General features: G+C 45.5%; 25 protein-coding genes. 15 read left to right on the plus strand and 10 right to left on the minus strand.

All coding sequences use genetic code 11. The features are described from left to right. Window positions 1-156: 156 nt before the first annotated feature. Window positions 157-897, plus strand: a complete 741-nt coding sequence (locus tag ACQ4MX_RS16595) for a Bax inhibitor-1/YccA family protein (protein WP_431086066.1) — start codon at window positions 157-159, stop codon at window positions 895-897. Window positions 898-1,048: 151 nt separating this feature from the next. Here ACQ4MX_RS16595 and ACQ4MX_RS16600 read toward each other — a convergent pair whose 3' ends face one another. Together ACQ4MX_RS16600 and ACQ4MX_RS16605 are read right to left on the minus strand one after the other, a co-directional pair. Continuing rightward, window positions 1,049-1,939 carry a DNA-binding protein gene (locus ACQ4MX_RS16600; RefSeq protein ID WP_431086068.1) on the minus strand — a complete coding sequence of 297 codons (891 nt, stop codon included), beginning with the start codon at window positions 1,937-1,939 and terminating at the stop codon, window positions 1,049-1,051. Window positions 1,940-2,020: 81 nt separating this feature from the next. After that, the gene (locus tag ACQ4MX_RS16605; RefSeq protein WP_431086070.1) at window positions 2,021-2,470 is read right to left on the minus strand and encodes an AbrB/MazE/SpoVT family DNA-binding domain-containing protein; all 450 of its coding nucleotides are present in this window, start codon (window positions 2,468-2,470) and stop codon (window positions 2,021-2,023) included. A 228-nt stretch (window positions 2,471-2,698) separates the two neighbouring features. Between ACQ4MX_RS16605 and ACQ4MX_RS16610 the strand changes: the two genes are divergently transcribed. Both ACQ4MX_RS16610 and ACQ4MX_RS16615 read left to right on the plus strand, forming a co-directional pair. Continuing rightward, a complete protein-coding gene (locus tag ACQ4MX_RS16610) occupies window positions 2,699-4,051 on the plus strand; it encodes a helix-turn-helix domain-containing protein (RefSeq protein ID WP_431086073.1) in 1,353 nt (450 codons plus the stop codon). 236 nt (window positions 4,052-4,287) lie between these two features. Next, on the plus strand, window positions 4,288-4,539 hold the full coding sequence (locus tag ACQ4MX_RS16615; RefSeq protein ID WP_431086075.1) for a Spo0E family sporulation regulatory protein-aspartic acid phosphatase: 252 nt from the start codon (window positions 4,288-4,290) through the stop codon (window positions 4,537-4,539). A 595-nt stretch (window positions 4,540-5,134) separates the two neighbouring features. Here ACQ4MX_RS16615 and ACQ4MX_RS16620 read toward each other — a convergent pair. Beyond that, on the minus strand, window positions 5,135-5,653 hold the full coding sequence (locus ACQ4MX_RS16620; protein WP_431086077.1) for a hypothetical protein: 519 nt from the start codon (window positions 5,651-5,653) through the stop codon (window positions 5,135-5,137). Between the two features lie 766 nt (window positions 5,654-6,419). Here ACQ4MX_RS16620 and gpmA point away from each other — a divergent pair. Then, a complete protein-coding gene (gene gpmA / locus ACQ4MX_RS16625) occupies window positions 6,420-7,169 on the plus strand; it encodes a 2,3-diphosphoglycerate-dependent phosphoglycerate mutase (protein WP_431086080.1) in 750 nt (249 codons plus the stop codon). A 77-nt stretch (window positions 7,170-7,246) separates the two neighbouring features. On the opposite strand, the gene ACQ4MX_RS16630 is transcribed toward gpmA, so the two are convergent. Next, window positions 7,247-8,743 (minus strand): alpha-amylase, encoded by a 1,497-nt coding sequence (locus ACQ4MX_RS16630; protein WP_431091357.1) that lies wholly within the window; start codon window positions 8,741-8,743, stop codon window positions 7,247-7,249. Window positions 8,744-9,003: 260 nt separating this feature from the next. On the opposite strand from ACQ4MX_RS16630, the gene ACQ4MX_RS16635 reads away from it, so the two are divergent. The 4 genes from ACQ4MX_RS16635 (at window position 9,004) to ACQ4MX_RS16650 (ending at window position 13,024) form a co-directional block, all read left to right on the plus strand. Continuing rightward, entirely contained in the window at window positions 9,004-9,816 is an 813-nt protein-coding gene (locus tag ACQ4MX_RS16635; RefSeq protein ID WP_431086082.1) for an HNH endonuclease, read from the plus strand. A 570-nt stretch (window positions 9,817-10,386) separates the two neighbouring features. Further along, entirely contained in the window at window positions 10,387-10,818 is a 432-nt protein-coding gene (locus tag ACQ4MX_RS16640) for a DUF1641 domain-containing protein (protein WP_044644287.1), read from the plus strand. 27 nt (window positions 10,819-10,845) lie between these two features. Then, a complete protein-coding gene (locus tag ACQ4MX_RS16645) occupies window positions 10,846-12,027 on the plus strand; it encodes an NAD(P)/FAD-dependent oxidoreductase (protein WP_431086085.1) in 1,182 nt (393 codons plus the stop codon). Between the two features lie 193 nt (window positions 12,028-12,220). After that, window positions 12,221-13,024: a copper amine oxidase N-terminal domain-containing protein gene (locus ACQ4MX_RS16650; protein ID WP_431086087.1), complete on the plus strand. Its 804-nt coding sequence runs from the start codon at window positions 12,221-12,223 to the stop codon at window positions 13,022-13,024. 77 nt (window positions 13,025-13,101) lie between these two features. On the opposite strand, the gene ACQ4MX_RS16655 is transcribed toward ACQ4MX_RS16650, so the two are convergent. Beyond that, window positions 13,102-14,145, minus strand: coding sequence for a stalk domain-containing protein (locus ACQ4MX_RS16655; RefSeq protein ID WP_431086088.1), 1,044 nt, complete (start codon window positions 14,143-14,145; stop codon window positions 13,102-13,104). Between the two features lie 271 nt (window positions 14,146-14,416). Then, window positions 14,417-14,593: a CsbD family protein gene (locus tag ACQ4MX_RS16660; protein ID WP_068939077.1), complete on the minus strand. Its 177-nt coding sequence runs from the start codon at window positions 14,591-14,593 to the stop codon at window positions 14,417-14,419. Between the two features lie 154 nt (window positions 14,594-14,747). Between ACQ4MX_RS16660 and ACQ4MX_RS16665 the strand changes: the two genes are divergently transcribed. The 3 genes from ACQ4MX_RS16665 (at window position 14,748) to ACQ4MX_RS16675 (ending at window position 15,857) form a co-directional block, all read left to right on the plus strand. Continuing rightward, the gene (locus ACQ4MX_RS16665; RefSeq protein ID WP_025683910.1) at window positions 14,748-15,263 is read left to right on the plus strand and encodes a DUF2179 domain-containing protein; all 516 of its coding nucleotides are present in this window, start codon (window positions 14,748-14,750) and stop codon (window positions 15,261-15,263) included. Between the two features lie 73 nt (window positions 15,264-15,336). Then, a complete protein-coding gene (locus ACQ4MX_RS16670) occupies window positions 15,337-15,537 on the plus strand; it encodes a cold-shock protein (RefSeq protein WP_044644292.1) in 201 nt (66 codons plus the stop codon). Between the two features lie 107 nt (window positions 15,538-15,644). Further along, the gene (locus ACQ4MX_RS16675) at window positions 15,645-15,857 is read left to right on the plus strand and encodes a cold-shock protein (protein ID WP_354450286.1); all 213 of its coding nucleotides are present in this window, start codon (window positions 15,645-15,647) and stop codon (window positions 15,855-15,857) included. Between the two features lie 128 nt (window positions 15,858-15,985). Here the strand turns inward: ACQ4MX_RS16675 and ACQ4MX_RS16680 are convergent, their stop codons facing one another. Genes ACQ4MX_RS16680 through ACQ4MX_RS16695 form a run of 4 tightly spaced genes read right to left on the minus strand, consistent with a single transcriptional unit; the run spans window position 15,986 to window position 19,568 of the window. Next, window positions 15,986-16,999: a LacI family DNA-binding transcriptional regulator gene (locus ACQ4MX_RS16680; RefSeq protein ID WP_431086091.1), complete on the minus strand. Its 1,014-nt coding sequence runs from the start codon at window positions 16,997-16,999 to the stop codon at window positions 15,986-15,988. Beyond that, complete coding sequence (locus tag ACQ4MX_RS16685) at window positions 16,962-17,243, minus strand: hypothetical protein (protein ID WP_431091441.1); 282 nt, start codon at window positions 17,241-17,243, stop codon at window positions 16,962-16,964. The genes ACQ4MX_RS16680 and ACQ4MX_RS16685 overlap by 38 nt, the downstream gene beginning before the upstream one ends. Continuing rightward, entirely contained in the window at window positions 17,206-18,396 is a 1,191-nt protein-coding gene (locus tag ACQ4MX_RS16690; RefSeq protein ID WP_431086092.1) for a glycoside hydrolase family 130 protein, read from the minus strand. The genes ACQ4MX_RS16685 and ACQ4MX_RS16690 overlap by 38 nt, the downstream gene beginning before the upstream one ends. Further along, window positions 18,393-19,568 carry an AGE family epimerase/isomerase gene (locus tag ACQ4MX_RS16695; RefSeq protein WP_431086093.1) on the minus strand — a complete coding sequence of 392 codons (1,176 nt, stop codon included), beginning with the start codon at window positions 19,566-19,568 and terminating at the stop codon, window positions 18,393-18,395. Before ACQ4MX_RS16695 ends, ACQ4MX_RS16690 begins: the two co-directional genes overlap by 4 nt. A 322-nt stretch (window positions 19,569-19,890) precedes the next feature. Between ACQ4MX_RS16695 and ACQ4MX_RS16700 the strand changes: the two genes are divergently transcribed. The 4 genes from ACQ4MX_RS16700 to ACQ4MX_RS16715 all read left to right on the plus strand — a co-directional run bounded on the left by ACQ4MX_RS16700 (window position 19,891) and on the right by ACQ4MX_RS16715 (window position 24,096). After that, window positions 19,891-21,213: an ABC transporter substrate-binding protein gene (locus ACQ4MX_RS16700; protein ID WP_431086094.1), complete on the plus strand. Its 1,323-nt coding sequence runs from the start codon at window positions 19,891-19,893 to the stop codon at window positions 21,211-21,213. Window positions 21,214-21,280: 67 nt separating this feature from the next. Beyond that, entirely contained in the window at window positions 21,281-22,165 is an 885-nt protein-coding gene (locus ACQ4MX_RS16705; RefSeq protein ID WP_134912010.1) for a carbohydrate ABC transporter permease, read from the plus strand. A gap of 2 nt (window positions 22,166-22,167) precedes the next feature. Beyond that, window positions 22,168-23,001, plus strand: coding sequence for a carbohydrate ABC transporter permease (locus ACQ4MX_RS16710; protein ID WP_431086095.1), 834 nt, complete (start codon window positions 22,168-22,170; stop codon window positions 22,999-23,001). A 45-nt stretch (window positions 23,002-23,046) separates the two neighbouring features. Then, a complete protein-coding gene (locus ACQ4MX_RS16715) occupies window positions 23,047-24,096 on the plus strand; it encodes a glycoside hydrolase family 130 protein (RefSeq protein WP_431086096.1) in 1,050 nt (349 codons plus the stop codon). Window positions 24,097-24,100 lie beyond the last annotated feature (4 nt).

A 24,100-nucleotide genomic window follows, 5' to 3' on the forward strand; every position in this document is an offset into this window, starting at 1 on the left:
CCTCTAACTCTAGTTTGCCGTAAGGTGAGCTAGAGTTTTTTTTGCTTTGAAAATTTTCTGAAACTTTTTTCGGGTTGTACCGATATATACATATACAGCACAAAGAATCGACAGGCCAAACTTAGAAATTAACACATTTGAAAAGGAGCACCCTGAATGAGCTTAAGCAATCCGGTTTTACGTGATGACATTTTTTTGCGAGAAGATGAAAGAGAAGTTAGCGAACAACGCATGACCATTGGAGGAACGGTAAATAAAACGTTGCTTCTACTTGTTTTGCTTATCGTTTCTGGCAGTATAACCTGGTATTTGAATGACCAGGGGATCATAGAGGTTCTATCCTTGATGACTGCAGGTTTGTTCGGTATGGCTGGTATGGCCCTTGCGATATTCTTTTTTCCAAAAACAGCTCCACTTCTTTCGCCAATCTATGCGATTTTCAGTGGCTTTGCTTTGGGCGGTATTTCAGCTTATATGGAGTATGAATACCCCGGCATTGTGGCCAATGCCATTTTGCTGACCGTAGGTATCTTGTTACTGATGCTCTTTATGTACACACAGCGAATCATCAAGGTGACACGGGGCTTTATCTCATTCGTTGTTTTGTGTACGCTGGCTATTGCTCTGGTCACACTGGTGGACTTTATCTTGAATTTTTTCGGTATGAATGTTCCGTATATCCATGAGACAGGCTGGCTTGGCATCGGCATCAGTTTATTTGTTGTGATCATTGCGGCTTTGAATCTGCTGGTGGATTTTAATTTTATTGAGGAGCAGACCGAGCAAGGGGCACCCAAATACATGGAATGGTACGGCGCTTTTGGATTGCTCTTGACCCTGGTATGGCTGTATGTGCGGATTTTGGAGCTGTTGTCCAAGTTCAGCAAGGAGGACTAAGTGTCTGCGATTCATGAATAGTTTCACTTTAATGTGCAGATAGGTGCAGGATAAGGAGAAGAGGACGGCTGAATCCGCCCTCAGGCTGTTTGAGAAAGTCTCGACAGCCTGAGGGCCATCTGCTGATGCAAGTGGCCTTGGCTGTTACCCGTTAACACCGTGATTGAAAGGAGCAAATGTCATCAGCATAAATGTAACTACTAATATCTTTCTCATGTGAATGCACTCTCTGTAAGATATTTTGATACTTTGTCAGCTGTTCCGTTGTTGCAAACGGACGAACGGTTTCGAACATGGAAATAGTTGTAATAAATTCCCTGTATAAATCCATTGCAACTGCTGTTTGCAAACAATTCAGAATATAATTTATGGCGACACCATACCGCTGCTGATTTATGTTATAGATAGCTAGTTGATTTAGTAATTTCACATAATATACACGATTTCCAAGGTCTTCAAAGCTGGAGAAAGTCTCTAGCTGATCGAGAATATAATAATACTCGTCTATATTCCATTCATTTATGTTTGCTGCTTCAAAAATTGTGATTAATCCGGGCAATGTTTCCTCGTCGTTTTCTTGTATAAACTCAGTGTACTCCTTCAATATTTCCTTATTCCCTGATAATAAGTCTACAGCGTATCCATTTGCCACTGCCAATCCTTTAAAACGTTCTATTTCTTGTATATCTTCGTCCGTAGCATTTTCGTACCATTCTAAGTCAGCATATTTAGCTATATATTCTCTTGCTCGATCAAAAAGACTTCGCTTCTGAAAAACGATTGATTTAGCCAGGTATCCGTATCCAAAATAAAATATAAGTGGGTACTTTAGCATCTGATTTAGAGGAACAACTTCCCCCCATTTTCGTCTACTGTTATAACTGCGTTCAGCCATACTTAAAATGTGATCAGCGACGCACTCCGCTTCTGCCCAATCATTTTGTCTATAATTTAGCCGAAACAATTCAAAACCCTTGTCCAAGGGATGCACGTGTTCAGACAACAAATAAATTTCTTCCTCTGTTTTAAAACAATTCCCCATCACTAACCCTCCATAAGATAGATTCATTTCACTATAACGGAGCCTTTATAGGTAAAATCATGAAGAAAACGCCATCGCACGCTATAATAACTTTTTAAGCTGGGAAATACGGCCTTGTGACACGCCAAGCCTTTCGGCATATTCACTCTGCTTGGCTGTCGGATGCTCGTGTTTGAGTCTTCTTAGGCTTTCAACCAGTTCTTGTGTCGACCGATTTACTTTTTTTTCTTTGTACGTAGACTCCTTAACAACAGGGGCAGGAATGGGACGAACACCTACGTTTCCCTTCAGGTCGAGTATACATTGCTTACATAAAAGAGAGCTTTTGAAATAGGTTAAATCCTGAAATGAATTGCACAAATTACAGGAAACCCCGCTACTATACTTTCCTATGCCCATAAAACCTTGTTCAACGTCCATATAAAATTCTAAAGGCTCGCCAATCTCAATCCCCATTGAGTTTCGGATTTCCATCGGAATAACAATTCGGCCTAACGTATCTAAGGGACGTGTCATACCTGTTCTCTTCAATTGATATCCTCCTTATCAGGTTATAGAAACCCACTTCATACTCTGAACTGTCACCTGTGATTTTTACGTACATAATCCAATGTTTCTCCAAAAAGAGGTATTTATTGTTGTACCAATAGGTGGTATATTGAAAACATACAAATATTTCATTATATTACGAGTTTTCCAATTCTTCTTTTTATTTAAATTTGCACATTCCAAAGTTCACGCTGAAAGGGTGGTTTATTCATGGAAATAACACCTGCGATTCGGGCAGAAATTGAAAGATATCTGAAACAGAAAGGCTTGAGTATGACCCAGTTTGGCCATATCACTAATTTGAATGTAGGTACAGTAAGCGGCATCATCACAGGCAATCGTTCTTTATCTGTTAATCAACTGGATCGCATTACGATGGGCATGAATTTACCACCGGATTATTTTTATGAGCGATTCGTTGAAGAGTGCGTTGAAGAATCACCACTTAACTGGCGAAGAGTAAAACCTTTCGTATATCGTTGTGTTGAGTTAGGGCGACTGGATTGTTTACAGCGTGCTGTAAGTATGTTTCTGGATAGTCCAATCTACACTCATTCACTCTTTGAACTGGCTGAGGATTTGTTCCACAAAGGGCATCGGGACACAGCAGCTTACCTTTATGAAAACGCGGCTGAGAGTGAAAGAAAGCAGCATTCAGAAAGACTTGCTTTATGCCAGTATCGGCTATTTAGCATTCGGATAGGGGAAGATCAGGCTCAAAATCTACAAGCAGCAGCTAAATTTGAACCTTTTGTCGACCGTTTGGATGAAATTGACCAACTGGATGCCTTGAAAGACTTGGCAAACGTGTATAGATCATTGAGCTTGTGGGATAAGGTCTATAAATTTTCATGCCAAATGTATAAGTTAGGGCAAATTCAGTACAATTTGGCTCATAACTCCAAGCGAGAAATAAAACCGGTAAAGAAACTTAGCAGACCTCTGTTTGTATACATAGCTTATGCTGAACTGATGTGTGCACACGCTTGTGATGCAAATGGAGATCATGTACAGGCTTTAGAGCATATACGTGGCTATACTGATCTAAGCTGGGTTAAAGAAACAGATTCAGATACACTCCATTGGCTAGGTAAATTTCAGCAATGGGCCAAAATTAATACTTACGTAAACAGGCTTATGTCTGGAGATGTTAGTGTCCTATCGGACTACGTAGAATATATATCCGGCGAACAACACATTTTTAATGAACTTTTGAATATCGTTGAAGCAGCGAATAAATATAATATTGATGTGGATCACATCATCCATCGCTTTGAACCTAAACTTGCGTCGTATAAGGAACCATCTCCTGCTGAGCCGTTTCTACAGCAACAGCAAGCACGATTTTGGTACAAACTGGCTAAATACAGCTTGAACAAAGGTAGATATCCATACGGTTTCAAAAGTTTAATAAACGCTTATGAAAAAGCTGTTACAATTAACCATGGACTACTTATTGCCAATTGTGTTGGCTTGTTTGAGCGTTTCAAAGCCTATGCCACTCTTGAAATACTGGCTGGGTATGACATGTGGGAAAGAATTGACAAAAAAGATAGCTTTTAACCTTAGTAACAACTAGCTTTTTACTGGTATTCGCACTACCAGTTCCAACCGGAATCCCAAGCTCTAACGCAATCCAGGTTCAAGGACATATTGGCACAGCTTAATCAATAAGAATTATTACCTTGGCCAGCCGTTAGGCTGGCTTTTTTTGTTTATTTTGTTGTTTTGGCTAAAAAATGATCATACTGTATTTGTCCATTATCTTCTAAAATGAAATTCATTAGGAGGTTGAAGACATGAACATAGATGAAACTTTAACGTTAAATCAACAGTTGGAAAGCGCCCGTCAACGGTTGCATGATCTGTATAAGCAGCATGGCTTTGGACATGCTTGCGTACTTGAGCAAGCTATGATTTTGGACGAACTAATTAATCAGTACAACCGTATATATCAGACTAAGAAGTTACATCACCACTATGTTCAGTCAGAAACCTCAGAAACCACACCCTTTGTATGCAAAAATATTCCTCTTCCCAATCCCACATAACGCTCATAATTATTCTATAAAATGAATTATTTGAGAAAAAAATAAAAATACATCCCCATGTAATAAAATATAAAATTTGTTTTTGATTAACTGCAAGGTGTGATATCTGATGGAACAGGCTCAGAAAAGGCTATGGTTGTCGGTGGATATATCATTGGATGGATAGGAGAGAATGGACAGAATAATAAATTTACTTTGGAGGAAGTGAATGATTTCATGGCTGCGTATGAGTTGCTTTCTTCAAAACCTATTCAACATTTCAAAAGGCAATAAAAAAAGCCACTCATCATTGAGCGACTTATCTGCCTATGTATTACGGTTATCAGCATGAAAATATCGATATCCTGCTTTTATATTACGCTTTATATACTTTATGTGCACCAAATGAACACAGGCGCTTATTTAAAACCCGTCAAACGGTCACTTAAGAAAATATCTTCAAATGAAGTAGCTGCCAAGGCACATTCTTTGAATTGCACACTTTTTTAGAGTTATCCTTACTTACAATAAATGCCCCTTACTACATAATATAAAACTATGCAGCAGGGGCATACAATTCAATACTAAATCAGTTTACAACACTTGCATATTTGAATTACAATTCACTTCTTGACGAGCCTAATTTACCATAAGCTTGACCTGACATTTTAGTATTACTAGTATTATAAGTAGCATAAAATTCGCCAGTAGGCCAAGCTGAACTGCTAATCCAACTAAAAGTATCTCCGGGAGCTATCTTTACATCAGTTCCACTCATAATCGAACCACTAGCAGAGCCTTTGTGTACGGCGAATTTAATCGCTTCACTACCTGTATTTCTTACCCATAATTTAACATAACCCAAATTCGCCGGAATAGAAAAATACGATGTCTGTGTTTGACCGGATAATGTTGTATCAAACACAGACATCGTTTGTTGAGGAGTTATAACATGGTCACCAGTTGTTGGTGTAGTCACATCAATCGATGTGTTTGCAGATTGGGAAACTGCTGCTGAGTCAGTTGTAGCCGGTGCAACATCGGTCGTAGCTGCTGCAGAAGCAGTTAATGGAATTGCAACAGCTAAAGACAAGACAGATAATAAAGACACTTTTTTAATGTTTTTCATATTCATAGCTTGCTCTCTCATTAAAATTTATTTTTACCTAAACTGATCTTACCCTTAATGAGTTAATAAAGTGACCCCTTCTTTCCAAGACAAGAATGGTCTTTATTAATTAACTCCAGTATGTATAAGTTCCAATTTTGTCATATGACTAATAAAGAACGTTCAAAATACAGCCACACTATTAATAGCTGTATATTGAATTTTGTTGTCTTCTCTTACATTATAAGTTTTTTTATTGTAATTTTTCAACAAAAAAATGGACATTGATTCCATTATCTTAATAAGGCACGCTACGGAATTGAACCGCGCAAAGGGTCCGACCAGGCTGTTTATGTTTCCGCTGGTTAACTGGTGCCTTGCTGCCTGCGCGTGCCGTAAGGCCCCGGATGGTCTCTGGGGAAAGGAGCTGCTCTCGTCATCGGTCAAAGTTGTTTGTCTTTGTTTTTAACTCTGAGTTGCTGTTCCATTTTTTAAGTATTTCATTCTCGAGGAGTTTGCAAAAATCCAATAAGCGACTTCCAATGAACAATATATAGATCCAAATGGTCTAGTTCGTCTATATATTGCAATTCGGAGCGACTGGAATCGAATTTTGCAAAATCCTGTTCCAAAAAACTATCCAAAAAAAGCACACAAATTTGGGTGATCAGGCTATGGAGAAACCTCCTGTTTTTGCGAGTAGTAAAAGAACCTGTTTAAAAACTTTATTTTACGTTAAATACATAGAAGTTAGGTAAAACATACGATAGTAAGTAAAGGAGTGGGGTCTTCTATGTATCAAGTAGTGCTGGTGAGGCATGGAGAAAGCGTGTATAACCGCCAAAACCTGTTTACAGGCTGGACGGATGTGGACCTGACCGAGCAGGGAACCCATGAAGCCATAGAGGCAGGGCGTATTCTCAAGGAGAACGGGTATACCTTTGATCTGGCGTTCGCTTCGGTGCTGAAACGATCCATTCGTACGCTGTATCACATTTTGGACGAGCTGGATCATTTGTGGATACCCGTGCAGAAGTCGTGGAAGCTAAACGAACGCCATTATGGTGCTCTTCAGGGGCTTAGCAAGCTGGATTCCGCCGTCCAATACGGAGAGGAACAGGTTCATATCTGGCGGCGCAGCCTGACGGTGCGGCCTCCTATGTTGGATGAACAGGATGAACGCAGTCCTCGCAGGGAGGAACGATACCGCAACATTAAGCCGGAAGAGCTGCCGCTCGGAGAAAGTTTGGAGGATACGGTGCATCGGGTCGGTGAGTTTTGGAGGCAGCGGATTGTGCCCTTGGTGCAAAAAAAGGATCGGGTTATTATTTCCGCACATGGCAACACCCTGCGGGCACTGATCAAGTACATGGAGAATCTGGACGAAACCGCACTGCTGGATTTGAATATTCCGACAGGCATTCCGCTGGTATATGAGCTGGACGAGCATATAGATCCCATTCGGCGCTTCTATCTCGGTGATCCGAGTCATGTGGAGGCGAAAAAACAGGCCGTGGCTAACCCAAGCAAGGTGACGGAGTGATTTTCGATAAAAAGAGGACAGGGCGCTTCCTCGCATCCTGTCCTCTTTGTGCTGGGTATAAGTTAATAAGTAATATATTAAGCGTCCACGTCGTCATCTGCTTCCTCCGGGCTATCATCCTCGGCAGGAAGCGCCCATACGGATACACTGCCGGCACGAACCGGGAATATACCGTAGCCATCCTTTTCAATTTGTACGATATGATCGTGGCGGCCCGTCAGATCGGTCCATTGCTCTCCTGCACGGTGTTCTCCCACGAACATACGCTTCTCTCCGTTGTCGGCGTTGGTGACCACCACGGCGCAGCCGGAGCCTTCCAATTCAGGCACGCCCTGACGAACCCATCCAATCGTATGGGGATCATCAAAATAATCCTTTTGCTCACCATAGGCTTTATGATAGCGGGCATACAGGAGCGGATCCAGGTCGGCCTGTTTGCCTTTCACGGGCGTTTGCCCTTGAATGCCGTAGTAATCGCCGTAGAATACACAGGGGTAACCGTCCTTGCGCAGTAGGATGAGCGCGTAGGCGCTGGGCTTAAACCAGTCCTCTACCCACGATTCCAGGGCTTCGTGCGGTTGGGAATCATGATTATCGACAAAAGTGACGGAGTTCAGGGGATGAGTCTGGACTAGCGTATCCTCGAAAAGGGTGCTTAAATCGAAATCCTTTCCACCCAAGGAAGCGCTATGTAGTTTGTAGTGGAGGGATACGTCAAACAGGTCGATTTTATAATCAATGGTATCCAGAAATTTTTGACATGATTTCAGATCAGGTTTCCAAAACTCACCTACCATATAAAAGTCCTGTCCGCGTTTTTTGATCATTTCCGTAGCGAACTCCCGTACAAATTCATGATTGATATGCTTGATCGCATCCAGACGAAATCCGTTGCATTGCAGGGTATCCACCAGCCATTTGCCCCAGCGGATCATTTCCTTGCGCACTTCCTGATGATTATAGTCAATATTGGCGAACATCAAATAATCATAATTGCCGAATTCATCATCTACATGCTCGCTCCAGCTTTTATTTTTGCCTAAAATACGATAAATTCCTGTCCGGTCCTGACTTGCATCATAATCGGTTCCGTTAAAATGCTCAAAATTCCATTGAAATGTGGAATACTGACCCTGACGGCCGGGGAACGTAAATTTAGTCCAGCCTTCGATATCGAACGGCTCGGAAATGACCTCATTGCGGTTATCCGGGTTGACCTCGACGACCTTGAATACTTCCGTTTCATCCGCGCCAGCTTTATGGTTCATGACCAGATCGACATAGACAGCCACACCGTGGCGAACGCAGGCAGCAATAGCCTCCAGCAGATCTTCCCTTGTACCGTATTTGGTGCGCACCGCACCTTTTTGATCAAATTCACCCAGATCGTAAAGGTCATAGACGCCGTATCCCGTATCCTGGGGGGATTGGCCCTTGGTGACAGGTGGAATCCATATCGCGTCAATTCCTTTGGCTTTTAGTTCCGGTGCCAGGCGGGCAAGTTTCTTCCAGTGGGAGCCGTCAGCCTCGACGTTCCACTCGAAAAACTGCATCATCGTATGGTTCCTTTTCATCATGCGTCCCTCCTTCATATATAACAAGTTACCCACCAAGCAAGGGGGGCTAAACGTCAGGCGGTTAATAAGCTGCTGAACGAAGAACAGGGATCGCTGTATAACGTATGCCAAATGATTAAAATTTGTTATACCTTGAGAGTATATATATTCGATAGCTAGAAAAGGGAACGTGAAAACGGTAGAATGAATTTAACTTAACAAAAGTTTGGGTTTCAAGTATTCGGTAAACGTGAGCAACGGGGAAAGGAGGGGCGGACATGACGGAATCGCAGTCAATCAGGAGCGAAGCGGGTAAACCGCTGATGAAAAAATGTACGTATTGTCAAGAGCTAAAGCCTTTAACGGAATTTCAGCGCAGAACCGGTCGCCGGGCCGGTCCTTATTCCCGGCGTGGTCCTTGCCGTTCCTGCCGGGGGCTAGCGGCGCAAGAACGCGCGTCTGCGTCCGCTCCTTCTTCCGGCGAGGGAACAAAGCCCCTCACGGCTTCCCTGGCATCGCATGACGCTGGGGATGAGGCAACCGTGCAAGGCATGGAGCCGTCCGCACAGCCTGATGTGCAGCCTCAGCCGCCCCGCAGGAAGCCAGTCACGGATAAAGCCCGCGAGCGTCATCGACAACGGGTTCGGCATTTGCTCAGCAGGCTGAAGCCTGCGGATACGAAGGTTCTGCGGCTCAACCGTAACGGCATGATTCGGTTAAGGGGCAAAACCGATCAGGGGAGACGTTGGCATCAGGAGATTGAATTTGATCTGGCGGTTACCCTGGTTAGAGAGCGCATGGCAGTGGTTGTTAATCCGTACACCATCCGCAGACTCTACAGCAATAAGGAATTCCGTCAATATGTGCTCAAGCGTGATCGCTATACCTGCTTTTTCTGCGGGGGTTATGGTGATACCATTGATCATTTGCTGCCCCGTGCCAAAGGAGGACACACTACGCCCGTCAATTGTGTATGTGCTTGCAACGAATGCAATCAATTCAAGGCAGCCCGCGATTTGGATGAATTCATCGAATCCGGTGTGCCGTTGCCTTCTCCAGATGATTCTGATGCCCCTGAGGACTCCCTATGAACGCAGGGCACTCCCGCGAATCAGTCCGCAAGCGCCCGCGTCGTGGGAGTCCTGCACATCAATGACGAACGTATCGGGATTGGCCTCCTATGTTTTGTGGTGATTTTCATGTGATCGCGATATGAGATTCACTCTCTCTATTACCCTTGCATGCTATGATATGACCCTTTTTTTGCGGAAAATTGGACAAAAAACGAGCTTATTCTAATTTTTATCTAAAATAACAATAAAAATTTTATAGAAATTTGTGCAAATTTAAAATTTCTTCGACGATTGTGTTGTAAACAGTGTAATATAGAGGTATAGGGTTCCGTTTCGGCCTGTTATAGTCACGAAGAAGCGCTTCGTGAGATATTCCGCAGCAGTAACAACAGAATACCGTCCGAGCAATATACAATTGGCGTCTGCAATAAATCAGTCTTGCCCTTTAGGGTATAGGCCGGTTTTAGCTGTGCTTCTTGCATGTTTAAGGGCGTGAATTCAATGAACGTTTTATTGCTAGAGTTTATGGATACAGGTTACGAGAAAGGAATGGACTTCTATTTTCACAGTAAAGGAGGACGTTCACGCATGTCTGAAAACCAACAAGAGGTGGCTGTAACACAAGAAGCTACTAAAGAGTCTCGGGATGTATTGGACCAATTGATGAAACCGGAGGTTCAGCAATCGCTGACCGTACTGGTTGAGAATCTGCCCAAGTTGACTGAGATGGTTACTTTGATGACCGACGCTTATGATGTAGCCCGTAGTTTGGCAACCGACCCTGTATTTATCGGCGATATGAAAAGCTCCATGGGAGAGTTTGTGAAGCCTGTTACAGAGTCGGCTAAAGGTTTGGCTTCTGCTGCCATTGAAGCAGGAGACCGCGTACAAACTACAGACGGCAGTGTAGGTCTGTTTGGCCTGCTCAAAATGCTTAAAGATCCAAATGTACAAAAAACGCTGCGTTTCAGCCAGGCTTTCCTGGATATTCTGAATGAGCGCCAACGCGAAAGCAAATAATTACCTGATCAAGAACGGAGGATGGACATGTCGAAGCAAATTTTGATCTTGGGCGGCGGATACGGCGGCTTGCTGGCCGCTCTGACAGCACGCCAGCATCTGGACGCTAGCCAAGCAACCATTACAGTGGTAAACCGCTTTGCGTCGCACCAAATTATTACGGAGCTGCACCGTTTGGCGGCAGGTACAATTGCCGAGAAAGCTGTTGCGCTTCCTTTGGAGAAACTGCTGCGTAACAAAGAAATTATCCTGAAAGTGGATACCGTTTCGGAAATCAAACCGGACGATAAAAAAGTATCCCTGGCCAGTGGCGCTACGTTGAGCTATGACGCTCTCGTTATTTCCCTGGGCAGTGAAACGGCTTACTTTGGTATTCCGGGACTGCAAGAGCACAGCTTCACGCTGAAATCAGTGGCGGAAGCCAATCGCATTCGTGCACATGTGGAAGCTCGTCTGGATGCTTACAAGCAATCCGGTAACAAAGCGGACGCTACAATCGTTATCGGTGGTGGCGGTCTGACGGGTGTCGAGCTGGTTGGCGAATATGCTGACAAGCTACCTGCGGTTTGCCGTGAAAAAGGCATTAACTACAAAGATATTAGCCTCTACTGTGTAGAAGCTGGACCATCTATTTTGGCAGGCTTCCCTCAAGCACTGGTTGATCGTGCAGTCACAAGCCTTGAAAAACGTGGCGTTCAAATCGTAGCTGGTGTTCCAATTACGGAAATGAAAGCCGACGAAGTTCTGCTCAAAGACGGACGTTCGATCCAAACGAACACCCTGATCTGGACAGGCGGCGTACAAGGCAACGCACTGGTTGGCGCTTCCGGTATCGAAGTGAACCGTGGCCGCGCAACCGTGAACGGTTCACTGCAATCGACTTCTCATGAAGATATCTTCCTCGCTGGCGACAGCGCAGTGGTGTTCCCTGGTGAAGGCGAGCGTCCATACCCTCCAACTGCACAGTTGGCTTGGCAAATGGGCGAAACCGTGGGTTATAACATTTTTGCTTACTTCAACGGAGCAAAAATGGAACAATTCAACCCTGTATTCTCCGGTACGCTGGGCAGCTTGGGCAGAACAGACGCGATCGGTACGGTAGGCGCGAATGGCACCCAACTGAAAGGCACTGTAGCTACTTTGATGAAGGAAGGCAGTAACATCCGTTACTTGTCCCACATTAAAGGACTTTTTGCATTGGCCTATTAATATTTCTTGCTTTTATATGCTTTATTCAAAGAGAGTGCAATTCTGTGCTCTCTTTTTGTTTTGCAGTTTAATCCATTATAAACCAGTATATGTAAAATGTCATGTGTATTTTTGGATATATGTTGTAAATTGTGGTTGAATTGATATTTTTGTGACGATACACTGGTAACGAACAATAACGAGGAGGGGCATTATGAAAATTAGGTTATTAATCTGCCTTATGATTTTATTAAGTTTTGCTGATGCTAACTTGAATTGGGCATCAGCTCAAGCTCAAGGCCAAACGCCGATACACCTCAAGGTCAATGATCATTACGTCTTATACACCTACCCTGTATCACCCTTTATGGATAAGAAGGGCAGACTGCTTATACCGCTCCAAGCGGCTGAGGATATACTGGGTGGCAAAGTAACTTACAATGCAGCGAACAAAACCGCTTCTGTTGATCTGTTGGGCCGTAATGTAACGGCTACGATCGGATCACCCGAAATATCGGTTAATGGTGAGCCAGTGACAATGGACACAGTTCCCATCATGAAAAGTAATGCGATGTTTTTGCCGGTATCCATTTTGTTGAAAGATACAGATGCGAAGATGGAGTGGGATTCCAAGCGTGGTTTATTGAAGCTAAGGCATGACAGCTTTACGGAAAGTCCAGTTCTTATGCATTTTAAGGGACAAGACTTGGCCCAAGTCATTGACGCGAATGCGTTTGATCTTACTTCCTTTGATTGGGATCGCAAGAAAGGCATATTGGATATTTATGCTATGTACGAGGGCGGCTTATCACCTGCTTCCAGGCAAATCGACTTTAATCCTATGATTGTTTATAGCAAAGGGACCTATAGTGTAAATCCTTATTCTAAATTCAATATGAATTATAAAGTTAACATAACCAGCCACGGTAATTTGATTTATACCCAAAATATCGATACAACCGATGCGGATAAAGATTATATAAAATATATTACTTCCGTAGGCAGGTTGATTAAATAATGGAATGTATGATGCCTGTACATCATAAAAAGCGACAAAGGCTCAGAGCCTTTGTCGCTTAGTTTTTTAATTTATATTCAGAAGTTAGTAATTAGGTTGCGGTTGTCCTTGTTGCGTATAGTTCCATTGACTCTATCAATGGACTCTTGGTCTTTAAGAAAATCAGTAACGCCATCTGTCAGGTTGCTTTTTTGTGAATTCGACATTTTATTCCAATCATTCAGATCCACAAACACATCCACGTAGGCGTTACTGCTGTCGCCTCTTACGCTGAAATCAAAGCCATATCCGGCGTAGCTGCTGTATCTGTTGAATAAATCACGTTGGATCGTGTTTGCGTCGAAAGATGTACCTATTTTTTTAATCGTAACATCGCCTCTGCTGTTGGTTGTAAAGCTCGCTAATTTATCGTTATTGCTGGAATTCTTAACCGTACCGTCAACATCGGCATCCTTATACTCTTTCAAAATATCGTTAACGATGTCCTCCAGGTAGCTCTTTTGTTTACTGCTGGATAGGTCAGTCCATCTGGATTTCGTCATTTCGATAGTCACGGTAATAGAGTTTTTATTGCCACTGAGCGAGATATCAGAGTTGGTGTTGTAGTCATCGCTGTGATCATCATTCAGTTCCTTTTGAAGATCCTTCAAGGAGCTAGAGCTGCTTTTGCTTGCGTCATCTTTTAACGTCTGATTGTCTTTTTGCAATTGAGCGATGGTAGCATCTTTCGTCGTGTTCGCTGCTTTCGCTGTGTTCAGTTCCTGAGTCAACGTCGTAATCTGGTTGTTCAATGCTGTAACTGTAGATTGATCAATCGGAACGCCTTTGTCAGCAATGACTACGCGTTTGTTGGTACCGTCCCAATCTACTTTTTTATCCAAAGCTGTACCTGCCAGACGAAGCGGGAGATAAGTCACGCCATCCAGCATAAATGGTTCTGTTTTTGCATCATAAGGAACCTCAGTTCCGTTGTAGATGATTTTGATATTGTTATAAACTGCTTGGATCGGCTTAGTCACTTGCGCGGCATATGTGGATTGGCTGAAAAGAGCCCCCGATATGGCCAAGGCGGATACGGCAGTGATGATGACAGGCTTTTTCATAGATTTCAATGATTTCATTCGTTTGTCTACCCCTTTATTTAAGAATTATAGCCTAGTTCATAGACTAGAGTAACATTAATGACTACAAAATCCAACACGTTTGGAGGGATATTAGCAGATGTGCTTATATTGGTTAGACGCAACAGCAACAGTAAAAGTTGCCCTGTTTTCGTAAAAGTTTTTTTGAAAAGTCGTCAAACAAAACAAGTCAAACAAAATAAGCCTGCTGCACAAGACAGCGAGGCTTGATGGGAAAATATTGCGTCAAAGCTCATATCCAAAGCACGAATTATTTGCCGTCCTTCAGCTTGCCTGCTGTTTCCTGAAGATGGCCTTTGGCCTTATCCAGCTTACCTTCGGCTTGAAGGGATTTATTATCCGTAGCATTCCCGATTTGATCCTTGATTTCACCTTTGGCTTTGTTAACATTACCTTTGATTTTATCGCTGATTCCGTTATCCTTCATGTTATAGCCCTCCTTATGTGATCGAAATTTCATTCAGCATGCTGTAGTTAGTCTTTACCCGAGCGAGGGTGATGCGAAACGGAAAGCTGTGCGACATACAAGGGTATAATGATGGATACAGGCCAAATCAGAACGTGAAATGAGGAGTGGGCGTATGCTTAAAATTTTGTTATTTATTTTCGTTATTCAAATTATTTACGTGTCTGCGTATACACTGCGTATGATTTTGACGCTGAAAGGACAGAAGTACGTTGCTGCGCTCATAAGTACTGTAGAAGTTACGATCTATGTGCTGGGCCTGAACATGGTGCTTAAGTATTTGGATCAGGTGGCAAGTCTCGCGGTTTATGCTATCGGCTATGCGCTGGGTATTCTCATTGGAGCATGGATTGAGGAAAAAATAGCGCTCGGCTACGTAACCGTCAAGGTGATCAGCAATGAGGTCAACGGAGGTATCGCTAATGCGCTGCGTGACAAAGGGTACGGTGTTACAGCCTGGCTGGGCAGTGGGCGGGATGGAGATCGGCTGGTGATGGAAATTTTGGCTAAGCGGAAAAATCAGAACAAGCTGTACCAATCCATTCTGGATATTGATCCCAAGGCCTTTGTCATTACAGTGGAGCCGAAGCAGTTTCATGGCGGTTTCTGGACCAAGGCGATCCGCAAGTAAACATTTTGGGAAAATACGCATATTTTTCAGAGGATGGAGCATATTAATACCCGCACAGGAGGGATTTAACAATATGCCAACAGGAACAGTGAAATGGTTCAATGCAGATAAAGGTTTCGGCTTTATCGAGACAGAGGGCCAGGACATTTTTGTCCACTACAGTGCAATCGACGGCGAAGGCTTCAAGACGCTGGACGAAGGCCAGCATGTGGAATTTAATGTGGTGGAAAGCCAGCGCGGGCCGCAGGCGGAGCATGTCACCAAGACCAGCTAAAACGGATCAGGACGAGCTGGATCAGAGGAGCCTCTTTGCCGCTTCGTTGGGCGGGGCTCCCTTCTAATGTAGGGGATTACCCCATAAAACCGAGGGGGGGAATGTAGATGTACAGACGTCAGGCTCCAGAGATTATCCCAGAGGAAGATACGGCGATTTGGTCGTGTACCAGCGAGGGTTGCAACGGCTGGATGCGAACGGATTTCACCTTTTTGAGTGAACCGGTTTGTCCGCTCTGCCAAGCCTCCATGGGACAGGAAACGCGGATGCTCCCGATTCTCAATCGAACGGGCAATTCTTTTGTGGCCCAACGCTCCTGAGTAAAGGCGCGTACGTCGACCACGTGTGTAGAATCTATGAACATCAAAAGCCGCTCCAGCGACATGCTGAGCGGCTTTTGGTTGTGAAGCTTTGAGAATAGGGGCCAATTGTCCAAAGCACACATCGATCACGGCCTCTCCATACGCTGCACGGAATCACGATACACGATGTGGCCTTGTACAAGGACCCGGCCAAAACGACTGCCGGGATGGCTTATTTTTTTCATCATGGATTCAATGGCAGTACGGGCCATCTGTTCAATGTCTACTCCAACGGTGGTCAACTGCGGAACAATAAGGGTGGCATATACATCGTTGTCGAAGCCAACCACAGAGCAATCCTCAGGCACGCGGTATCCCAGAGCAATGAGCTTTTGCACCAGGTTGTACGCGACCTGGTCACAGTTGCATACGAAGGCGGTCGGCAGTGGCTGGGGCAGCTCCATATCAACGTATACACCCTCGTCGTCCCGGTCGCTGAGCACCCACTCGTTACGCAGGGGCAGCCTGTGCTCCAGCAAGGATTTATAGTAGCCGAGGAAACGGTCCTGAATGCTACTGGTGGAGTAGAGATTACCCACATATGCAATGTCCCGGTGTCCCTGGGCGATCAAATAGTTGGTCAGCTCGTAGGCTCCATAAAAATTATCGGTTACTACGGAGTCGATATCGGCATGCTCATCATAAAAATCAAGGAACATTTTGGGCAGATCCATGGACTGCACCAGCTCTATATATGGCTTACTCACTTGTCCCAGAAGAATGAAGCCATCCACCTTGCGGTCGTAATAGATACGTGGCAGATTAAGCTGTTCTTCGTCCTCGCGATGGAGGATGTGAAGGATGCCGTAGTAGCCGTATTGTTCGAGTTCCCGCGAAATTTGCTGATAGATGTGTAGATAAAACGATTGGCCGGGACCGGTAAAACGCTCGGGAATGACAACACCAATGTTATAGGTGAGGCCCTCCTTCATGGACTTGGCAGCGGTATTGAAACGGTAGCCCATTTCGCCTGCAAGCGTCTTGATGCGCTCCTTTAGCTCATCGCTAACTCCATCCTTGTCATTGAGCGCCTTCGACACGGTCACGCTGCTAACCCCCAGCTTATCTGCGATATCCCGCATCGTTACGTTGCTCTTCATTTCCTGTTCCGCCTTCCAATTTAAAAAAGATCAACATCAGCAGCATAGCTGTCCTGTCGAGAAAAATCAGCAGCATAGCTACCCTGTAAAGATAAAGAGTAGCAGCATAGCTGCCCAGAGAACAACCATTAGCCTGCGGATAACAGTTGTTCTCTGGATAGTATACATGGTTCCGCAGGCAGGATAAAGCTTGCGGCTTATGTCCGCTACGAAGAATGGGCTTGTGCTTGCAATAGCGCTTCATTGCGCTGAATCAGCTCACGTCGGACAGCGGCGCTGCCGAGTGAACGCAGTGGGTCAGGCGGTGTGTTGAACGTGTAGTCCTCCAAGCGGGCGACGGTCGTTGTTGCCACGTGGATACGGGTATCACTGGAGGCGTAGTAAATAAAGACTTCATTGTGCTCGTTAACCACTGCTCCATTGCAAAAAATAACGTTCGAGACATCCCCGACACGCTCTTCATCATAGGGGGCTACAAAATGCCCGCCGGGCTTGGCGATGACGTGCGAAGGGTCCTCCAGGCTGGTGGCAAAGGTGTAGAGTACATATCGCAAACCAGCGGCGGTATTGCGTACGCCATGAGCGATATGAATCCAGCCGCGGCTGGTCTTGATCGGAGCGGGCCCTTGCCCGTTCTTGGCTTCGTACACCGTATGATAGCAGCGCTCGTCAATCACTGTTTCGCTCTCAATCACAGGCTGTGTAATATCCTCGCACAGACCGAAGGCAATGCCGCCGCCCGAGCCGGTGGAAATAAATCCGTCCTGCGGACGAGTGTAAAAGGCGTATTGGCCGTTCACGAATTCGGGGTGCAGGACAACGTTACGCTGTTGCGGTGATCGGGTGGAGATATTCGGTAGACGGGTCCATGTGCGAAGATCGCGGGTGCGGACCAGTCCGGCCTGAGCGACAGCGCTGGAGGTGTCGTGTGCTGGTGCGTCAGGGTCCTTTTTCTCCGAACAATAAATGCCGTAGATCCAGCCGTCCTCATGCTTCACCAGCCGCATATCGTACATATTCGTTTCGTCCGGGTCGATATCGTCCCATATTAATGGAGCATCGATGAACCGGAACTGGTCAATACCGTTATCGCTTTCGGCCAGGGCAAAAAACGATTTTCGATCCAGCCCCTCGGTGCGGGAAACCAGAATATATTTGCCCTCATGATAGATCGCGCCCGGGTTTAGCGCTGCATTCACGCCCAGACGCTCCATGAAAAACGGGTTCGTTTGTGCATTTAGATCAAACCGCCAGTGCAGCGGGACGTGGTGGCGTGTGAGTACAGGATAGCGGTAGCGTTCGTAGATGCCATTGTAAAAGGTGGTGTTGACCTCATTCGGGCGTGTAATCAGTTCCTCTTGCTGCGTCAGCAGCTTATTGTATTGAGTATGAATCATTTCGTTCCCATCCTTTCCAGCATTTCAATGCAAAATCGACTATTGTGATAAGGGCATTTCCAAGGTCCTGCAACTTCTTTTGGATCAGGCTTGCCATCCGCTTGAACGGACCAGAACCATTCACCTCCAGGTCGTGGATCTACGATATACTGCCGAGTGTAGGCCCACAAATCCCGTACAATCTGTAAGAAACGTTCGTCCTGTGTTCGTTGATACGCATTGTAAAAGCCGACGACTCCTTCTGCCTGTACCCACCAAATGCGCGAGGTGTCTACCCGATCGCCTTCCCGTTCGTTGATCAGTGAACCATCTGGCTGAACAGCACGTTCGGCTACCGCATGGGCGATATCCACCACCATGTCTACATATTCCGGGGGATGGTGACCCAGTACGTTCATAGCTTCCTCAATCAGCCAGCTAGCCTCGATATCGTGACCGTACGAGGTCAGGTCGAGCAGAGAGCGCCAGTCACTGTCGAAAAATACCCCCAATCGCCGGGCGGAAGCATCGTAAACACGACAGTATAAAATGTCCAATACATTCACCAGTGCATCTCGCACGCTTTCATCCGGCCACACGCGCAGTAATTGGGTATACGCTTCCAGAACATGAATATGTGTATTCATGGTGATATGCGCAGTAACCCCGTTTTCGCTGAGTAGCTCATTAGGCTGTGTGTTCCACATACGGTCAAATTGTTCACCGTATGCCTGGCGGGTGCGATCATATCCTTTTTGCTCCAGCAGGTGAAACAGCTCCTTAGCTAGTGGCAGTGCATCAGGGTCGCCCGTTGCCCGCGCATATTCGGACACGGCATAAATGGCGAATGCCTGTGCATAGACGTGCTTGCATGTGTCGGCAGGACGGCCCGTATGATCTGCCATCCAGTACATTCCTCCATATACCGGGTCTATCAGGTGCTCTTGCAGGAACAGGAAAGAGTGTCGTGCGGCATCCTTATAGATGCGTTCCCCGGTCACACGGGCTGCCGCCGAGAATGACCAGAGTAATCGTGCAGTAGCAATTCCACCCTTGTTCGCCTTTGTATGGATGTGCAGATCGACATCCACCTCACCATAAAATCCACCGTGCGCTTCATCCTTCAACCTTAGCCAGAACGGGAGTATATGATCCTTCCATTCCTGTCTGATCTCATGTAGCAATGTGTCCAAGAGGCAAAACCCTCCTTTGTAAATTATATTAGGTTATCGGTAACTTTATTTAAAATCATAATCACGTATTTCAAAGCTGTCAACTCTCCTGATTCATAACCGTTACTCCAAGGCTAATGGTTATGTTTCAGGGCAGCTATGCTGCTATCGTTATTACTCTGGGTGGGAAGAACTACATGAATTGTATTGACATTATGAAGATTTTATAGCTCTGCTTATATATTCACAAAATAATAAAATTGACATAGTAAGCGTTATCATAATAAAATGATTTTGTTAGTTTAACGATAACCTTATTTTAAAAAACGGGAGGGGTCGTTTTATGAAGTTGTCCAAGGTTTTGGTGCCGTTACTATCGGTGCTATTGTTAGCGGGGTTGTTTGCAGGGTGTGCCCCAAAAGGATCAGATGCGCCAGCAGCCAGTTCTGATCCGAAGGATATGGAAGGTGAAATCACGGTCATTACACAACGGACAGACATTGTGGATACGGTGTTTCAGGACTACGCCAAGGAATTTAACAAGCTTTATCCGAAGGTGAAGGTCAATTTCCAGGCATTAGCCGATTATGAGAGCCAAATTAAAATTCGGATGGGCACCAGGGATTACGGAGATGTTTTGCTTATTCCTACCAGCATTCCCATTGCAGAGCTACCCGAATTTTTCGAGCCACTGGGCACTTATGAGGAGATGAAGAGCAAGTATACCGGCATTGAAGAACGTATGGTGGACAATAATGTCTACGGTATTCCGGTAGCAATGACGTATTCCGGTGTGATTTATAACAAAAATGTGTTCAAGGATGCGGGGATCACGCAACTTCCTAAAACCCCGGATCAATTTTTGAAAGCGCTACAGCAGATTAAGGACAAAACCAAGGCGGTGCCGCTGTTTACGAACTATGCCTCCGGGTGGGCACTGACCCAGTGGGAAGCTGATTTGGCTACAGTGGCGGGCACGAAGGAATATGTGAATGTTACGCAGCCGAATACAGACGACAATTTTACGAAGGGTCAGCCTCACTATGAGCTGTATAAGATCATGTACGATGCCGCTAAAAATGGTCTGATCGAAAAAGACCCAACCACGACGGATTGGGAGACCTCCAAGGCGGATTTGGCTCAAGGGAAAATCGGTACGATGGTACTCGGCTCCTGGGCCATTGACCAGATCAAAAGCACAGCGACCAACAAGGATGATGTCGGCTTTATGCCGTTTCCGACAAATGCCTCCAAGGTGCTTGTTCCGTTGGCAGGTGATTACAACCTCGGCATTAACGTAAATAGTGAAAATAAAGCAGCGGCCCGTGCCTGGGTGGACTGGTTTACCGAGAAGTCCAACTATGCTGTAGAGCAGGCGGGCAGCATCAGTCCGCTACAGGGTGCTAAATTGCCTGAAATTTTGAAGCAATACGGAGATCAGGGAGTTGTCTTTGAAACGCTCACTCCTTCCCCAAAAGGACAAGAAGGAATTGTTGATAAAATCGACAAAAAGGGAGAAATCGGCTTGTGGCAGCCGGATTTCAAGAAACGCATTATTGAGGCAGGCGTCGGTAACCGCCCTGAATCGTATGACACCATTATGAAGGATCTGAACGACGCATGGGTGAAGGCGCGAGCTGAAGTGGCTGCGAAGGCAGCCAAATAGTCATCTGAGCTGACGATTAGAAAGGATCGACGTAGCAGTCGATGGACGGATAGCCAGGAGGTGCAGCATGTTTAAATTTTCGAATCTCAGCTACTCCAAACAAAGATTGGCGATTATTGCAGCCTTTTCATTTATTCCGCTGGCGCTGCTGGTCACTTTTGCTTACTTGCCAGTGATCAACATGTTCAAATACAGCTTTTCGGACTGGAACGGCTATAGTAAGCGTCTGGAATATGTGGGCTTTGAAAACTATATCAAAATCTTTACCGACCCTGAGTATTTCTCGGTGTTTAAGGTCAGTCTGTATTACTTTGTCGCTACGTTTGTACAGATGGGGCTGGCCCTTTATTTTGCAACCATTCTCAGCTTTCAAACCTGGTTTAAAAATGTGTTTAAGGGCATTTTATTTTTCCCTTCCCTGATGAACGGGGTGGCCATTGGTTTTATTTTTCTATTCTTCTTCAAGCCGGACGGCACGCTGGATACACTGCTTCAGGCACTGGGACTAGGCTCGTATATCAAGCTGTGGCTTGGCAACCCGGAGATTATTAATATTTCACTGGCTGGCACGTCGATCTGGAGATACATGGGCTTTAACTTTATTGTGTTTCTCGGTGCGATTTCCTCCATATCAAGTGATCTGTATGAAGCGTCTGATATGGACGGGGCCAACCGCTGGCATCAGTTTCGGTACATTATTTTGCCGAGTATCAAGCGGATTTTGCAGCTGAATCTCATCTTGGCGATTAGCGGTGCGATCAGTGCATTCGATATTCCGTATATTATGACTGGTGGCTCCAATGGCAGTAAAACGTTCGTCATTCAGACGATTGACGTGGCGTTCAAGTACAGCAAGGTCGGTCTGGCCTCGGCGATGGCGGTTATTTTGCTGCTGATTGTGATCGTGGTTACGCTGCTGCAACGTTTGCTGATTCGGGGAGAGGAGGATTAACCGTGTATATGTTAAAAAGAATGCTGGCGAACAGCATCAAGTATGCCGCGCTTTTGCTGGGTGCGTTCGTCGCACTGCTTCCGATTGTCGTGATTTTCTTTGCTTCCTTGAAAACAAAGGCTGAATATGCGGCTACCAGTCCTCTGACTCCTCCGGACAATTGGTTCAATTGGGCCAACTATGCCAAAGCCTTTGTGAACGGCAACATGCTGACCGGATTTGTGAACACGGGCTTTATTCTGATTATTTCGATCATCGGCGCGACGTTGACCGGCTCTATGATCGCGTATATTTTGAATCGTTTTAAATTTAAAGGCAAAAGTCTCATGCTGGGTGCGTTTTTGCTCGCAACCCTCATTCCGGGGGTAACGACACAGGTATCGACATTCCAGATTATCAACAAGTTGGAACTGTTTAACACGCCTTGGGCAGCTATTTTGCTGTATTTGGGAACCGATATTATTGCGGTGTATATTTTTCTGCAATTTCTGGATTCCATTGCGGTGGCACTGGACGAATCGGCCATGTTGGATGGTGCCTCCTATCTGACCATCTACTGGCGCATTATCTTGCCCCTGCTCAAGCCCGCCATTGTGACGGTCATTATTATCAAAGGGGTTAATATTTACAACGATTTTTACACCCCGTTTCTGTATATGCCGAAAACAAGCCTTCAGGTCATTTCGACGGCGCTGTTCAAGTTTAAAGGGCCGTATGGCTCGCAATGGGAAGTGATCAGTGCAGGTATTATCATAGCCATTATTCCGACGCTGATTGCGTTTTTGTCATTACAAAAATATATCTATAACGGATTTGCACAGGGTTCAGTGAAATAGAAAAATCGATAAAATCAAGTGTCTCGGTGAGAGGAGAGTATATGTATGAGTAAATTGAATGTGGATTTGGATGTAGGTAACGTACGAATTGTGGGAGACAGTCTGCCGGAAATGCCGTGGCAAGATAAGCCTGAAGGCAGTGAGGCTCCGGTATGGAGACATAGTGAGAATCCAGTCATTGGACGGAATCCGGTGCCGGGCATTGCCCGTATTTTCAACAGTGCAGTAGCTCCGTATGAGGGGCGGTTTGTGGGGGTGTTTCGGGCGGAAACGATTAATGGACGCCCGCATTTGCATCTGGGCTGGAGTGACGACGGGTTGGCTTGGGACATTGAAACGGAACGTTTGCATTTGGTCGATGAGGAAGGGAACGATTACCAGCCCAATTATGCTTACGATCCGCGTCTGGTCCGAGTGGAGGACACGTATTATATCATCTGGTGTACAGATTTTTACGGTGCGGCGTTGGGGATAGCGCAAACGAAGGATTTTAAAAACTTTGTACGATTGGAAAATCCGTTCCTGCCGTTTAATCGAAACGGTGTGCTATTCCCCCGCAAACTAAACGGAAACTACGTGTTGCTATCCCGTCCGAGCGATAGCGGTCATACGCCGTTTGGCGATATTTTTCTCAGTGAAAGTCCGGATCTGGTGTACTGGGGCAAGCACCGTCATGTGATGAGCAAGGGCGGACAGGGCTGGTGGCAATCGGTGAAGATTGGCGGCGGGCCGGCTCCGATTGAGACGACCGATGGTTGGCTGATGTTCTACCACGGGGTGACGGGCACGTGTAATGGGCTGGTATACAGCATGGGAGTAGTCGTTCTTGACCGGGATGAGCCGTCTAAAGTTAAATATCGTTCCTCCAATTTCGTGCTGACCCCGGAAGAGTGGTATGAGGAACGTGGCTTTGTGCCAAACGTAGTGTTCCCATGTGCTACGTTGCATGATGCGGACACCGGACGGATTGCCATTTATTATGGAGCCGCCGATACGTATGTAGGTGTCGCATACACGACAGTATCCGACATGATGAAGTATGTCATCGCAACGGATGAAGTGGTCGCAGACGACCATGAGTCGGGCCGGATGTAGGAGG

The organism is Paenibacillus sp. 8b26, assembly GCF_050626875.1.
Taxonomy (GTDB): domain Bacteria; phylum Bacillota; class Bacilli; order Paenibacillales; family Paenibacillaceae; genus Paenibacillus.

Coding starts and splice junctions, on each gene's coding strand:
- ACQ4MX_RS16615 (WP_431086075.1), top strand. CDS start 4,288: ATGAACATAGATGAAACTTTAACGTTAAATCAACAGTTGGAAAGCGCC.
- ACQ4MX_RS16650 (WP_431086087.1), top strand. CDS start 12,221: ATGAAAATTAGGTTATTAATCTGCCTTATGATTTTATTAAGTTTTGCT.
- ACQ4MX_RS16645 (WP_431086085.1), top strand. CDS start 10,846: ATGTCGAAGCAAATTTTGATCTTGGGCGGCGGATACGGCGGCTTGCTG.
- ACQ4MX_RS16715 (WP_431086096.1), top strand. CDS start 23,047: ATGAGTAAATTGAATGTGGATTTGGATGTAGGTAACGTACGAATTGTG.
- ACQ4MX_RS16655 (WP_431086088.1), bottom strand. CDS start 14,145: ATGAAATCATTGAAATCTATGAAAAAGCCTGTCATCATCACTGCCGTA.
- ACQ4MX_RS16635 (WP_431086082.1), top strand. CDS start 9,004: ATGACGGAATCGCAGTCAATCAGGAGCGAAGCGGGTAAACCGCTGATG.
- ACQ4MX_RS16640 (WP_044644287.1), top strand. CDS start 10,387: ATGTCTGAAAACCAACAAGAGGTGGCTGTAACACAAGAAGCTACTAAA.
- ACQ4MX_RS16675 (WP_354450286.1), top strand. CDS start 15,645: ATGTACAGACGTCAGGCTCCAGAGATTATCCCAGAGGAAGATACGGCG.
- gpmA (WP_431086080.1), top strand. CDS start 6,420: ATGTATCAAGTAGTGCTGGTGAGGCATGGAGAAAGCGTGTATAACCGC.
- ACQ4MX_RS16705 (WP_134912010.1), top strand. CDS start 21,281: ATGTTTAAATTTTCGAATCTCAGCTACTCCAAACAAAGATTGGCGATT.
- ACQ4MX_RS16610 (WP_431086073.1), top strand. CDS start 2,699: ATGGAAATAACACCTGCGATTCGGGCAGAAATTGAAAGATATCTGAAA.
- ACQ4MX_RS16595 (WP_431086066.1), top strand. CDS start 157: ATGAGCTTAAGCAATCCGGTTTTACGTGATGACATTTTTTTGCGAGAA.
- ACQ4MX_RS16630 (WP_431091357.1), bottom strand. CDS start 8,743: ATGAAAAGGAACCATACGATGATGCAGTTTTTCGAGTGGAACGTCGAG.
- ACQ4MX_RS16670 (WP_044644292.1), top strand. CDS start 15,337: ATGCCAACAGGAACAGTGAAATGGTTCAATGCAGATAAAGGTTTCGGC.
- ACQ4MX_RS16620 (WP_431086077.1), bottom strand. CDS start 5,653: ATGAATATGAAAAACATTAAAAAAGTGTCTTTATTATCTGTCTTGTCT.
- ACQ4MX_RS16685 (WP_431091441.1), bottom strand. CDS start 17,243: ATGAAGCGCTATTGCAAGCACAAGCCCATTCTTCGTAGCGGACATAAG.
- ACQ4MX_RS16680 (WP_431086091.1), bottom strand. CDS start 16,999: ATGAAGAGCAACGTAACGATGCGGGATATCGCAGATAAGCTGGGGGTT.
- ACQ4MX_RS16690 (WP_431086092.1), bottom strand. CDS start 18,396: ATGATTCATACTCAATACAATAAGCTGCTGACGCAGCAAGAGGAACTG.
- ACQ4MX_RS16700 (WP_431086094.1), top strand. CDS start 19,891: ATGAAGTTGTCCAAGGTTTTGGTGCCGTTACTATCGGTGCTATTGTTA.
- ACQ4MX_RS16600 (WP_431086068.1), bottom strand. CDS start 1,939: ATGGGGAATTGTTTTAAAACAGAGGAAGAAATTTATTTGTTGTCTGAA.
- ACQ4MX_RS16660 (WP_068939077.1), bottom strand. CDS start 14,593: ATGAAGGATAACGGAATCAGCGATAAAATCAAAGGTAATGTTAACAAA.
- ACQ4MX_RS16665 (WP_025683910.1), top strand. CDS start 14,748: ATGCTTAAAATTTTGTTATTTATTTTCGTTATTCAAATTATTTACGTG.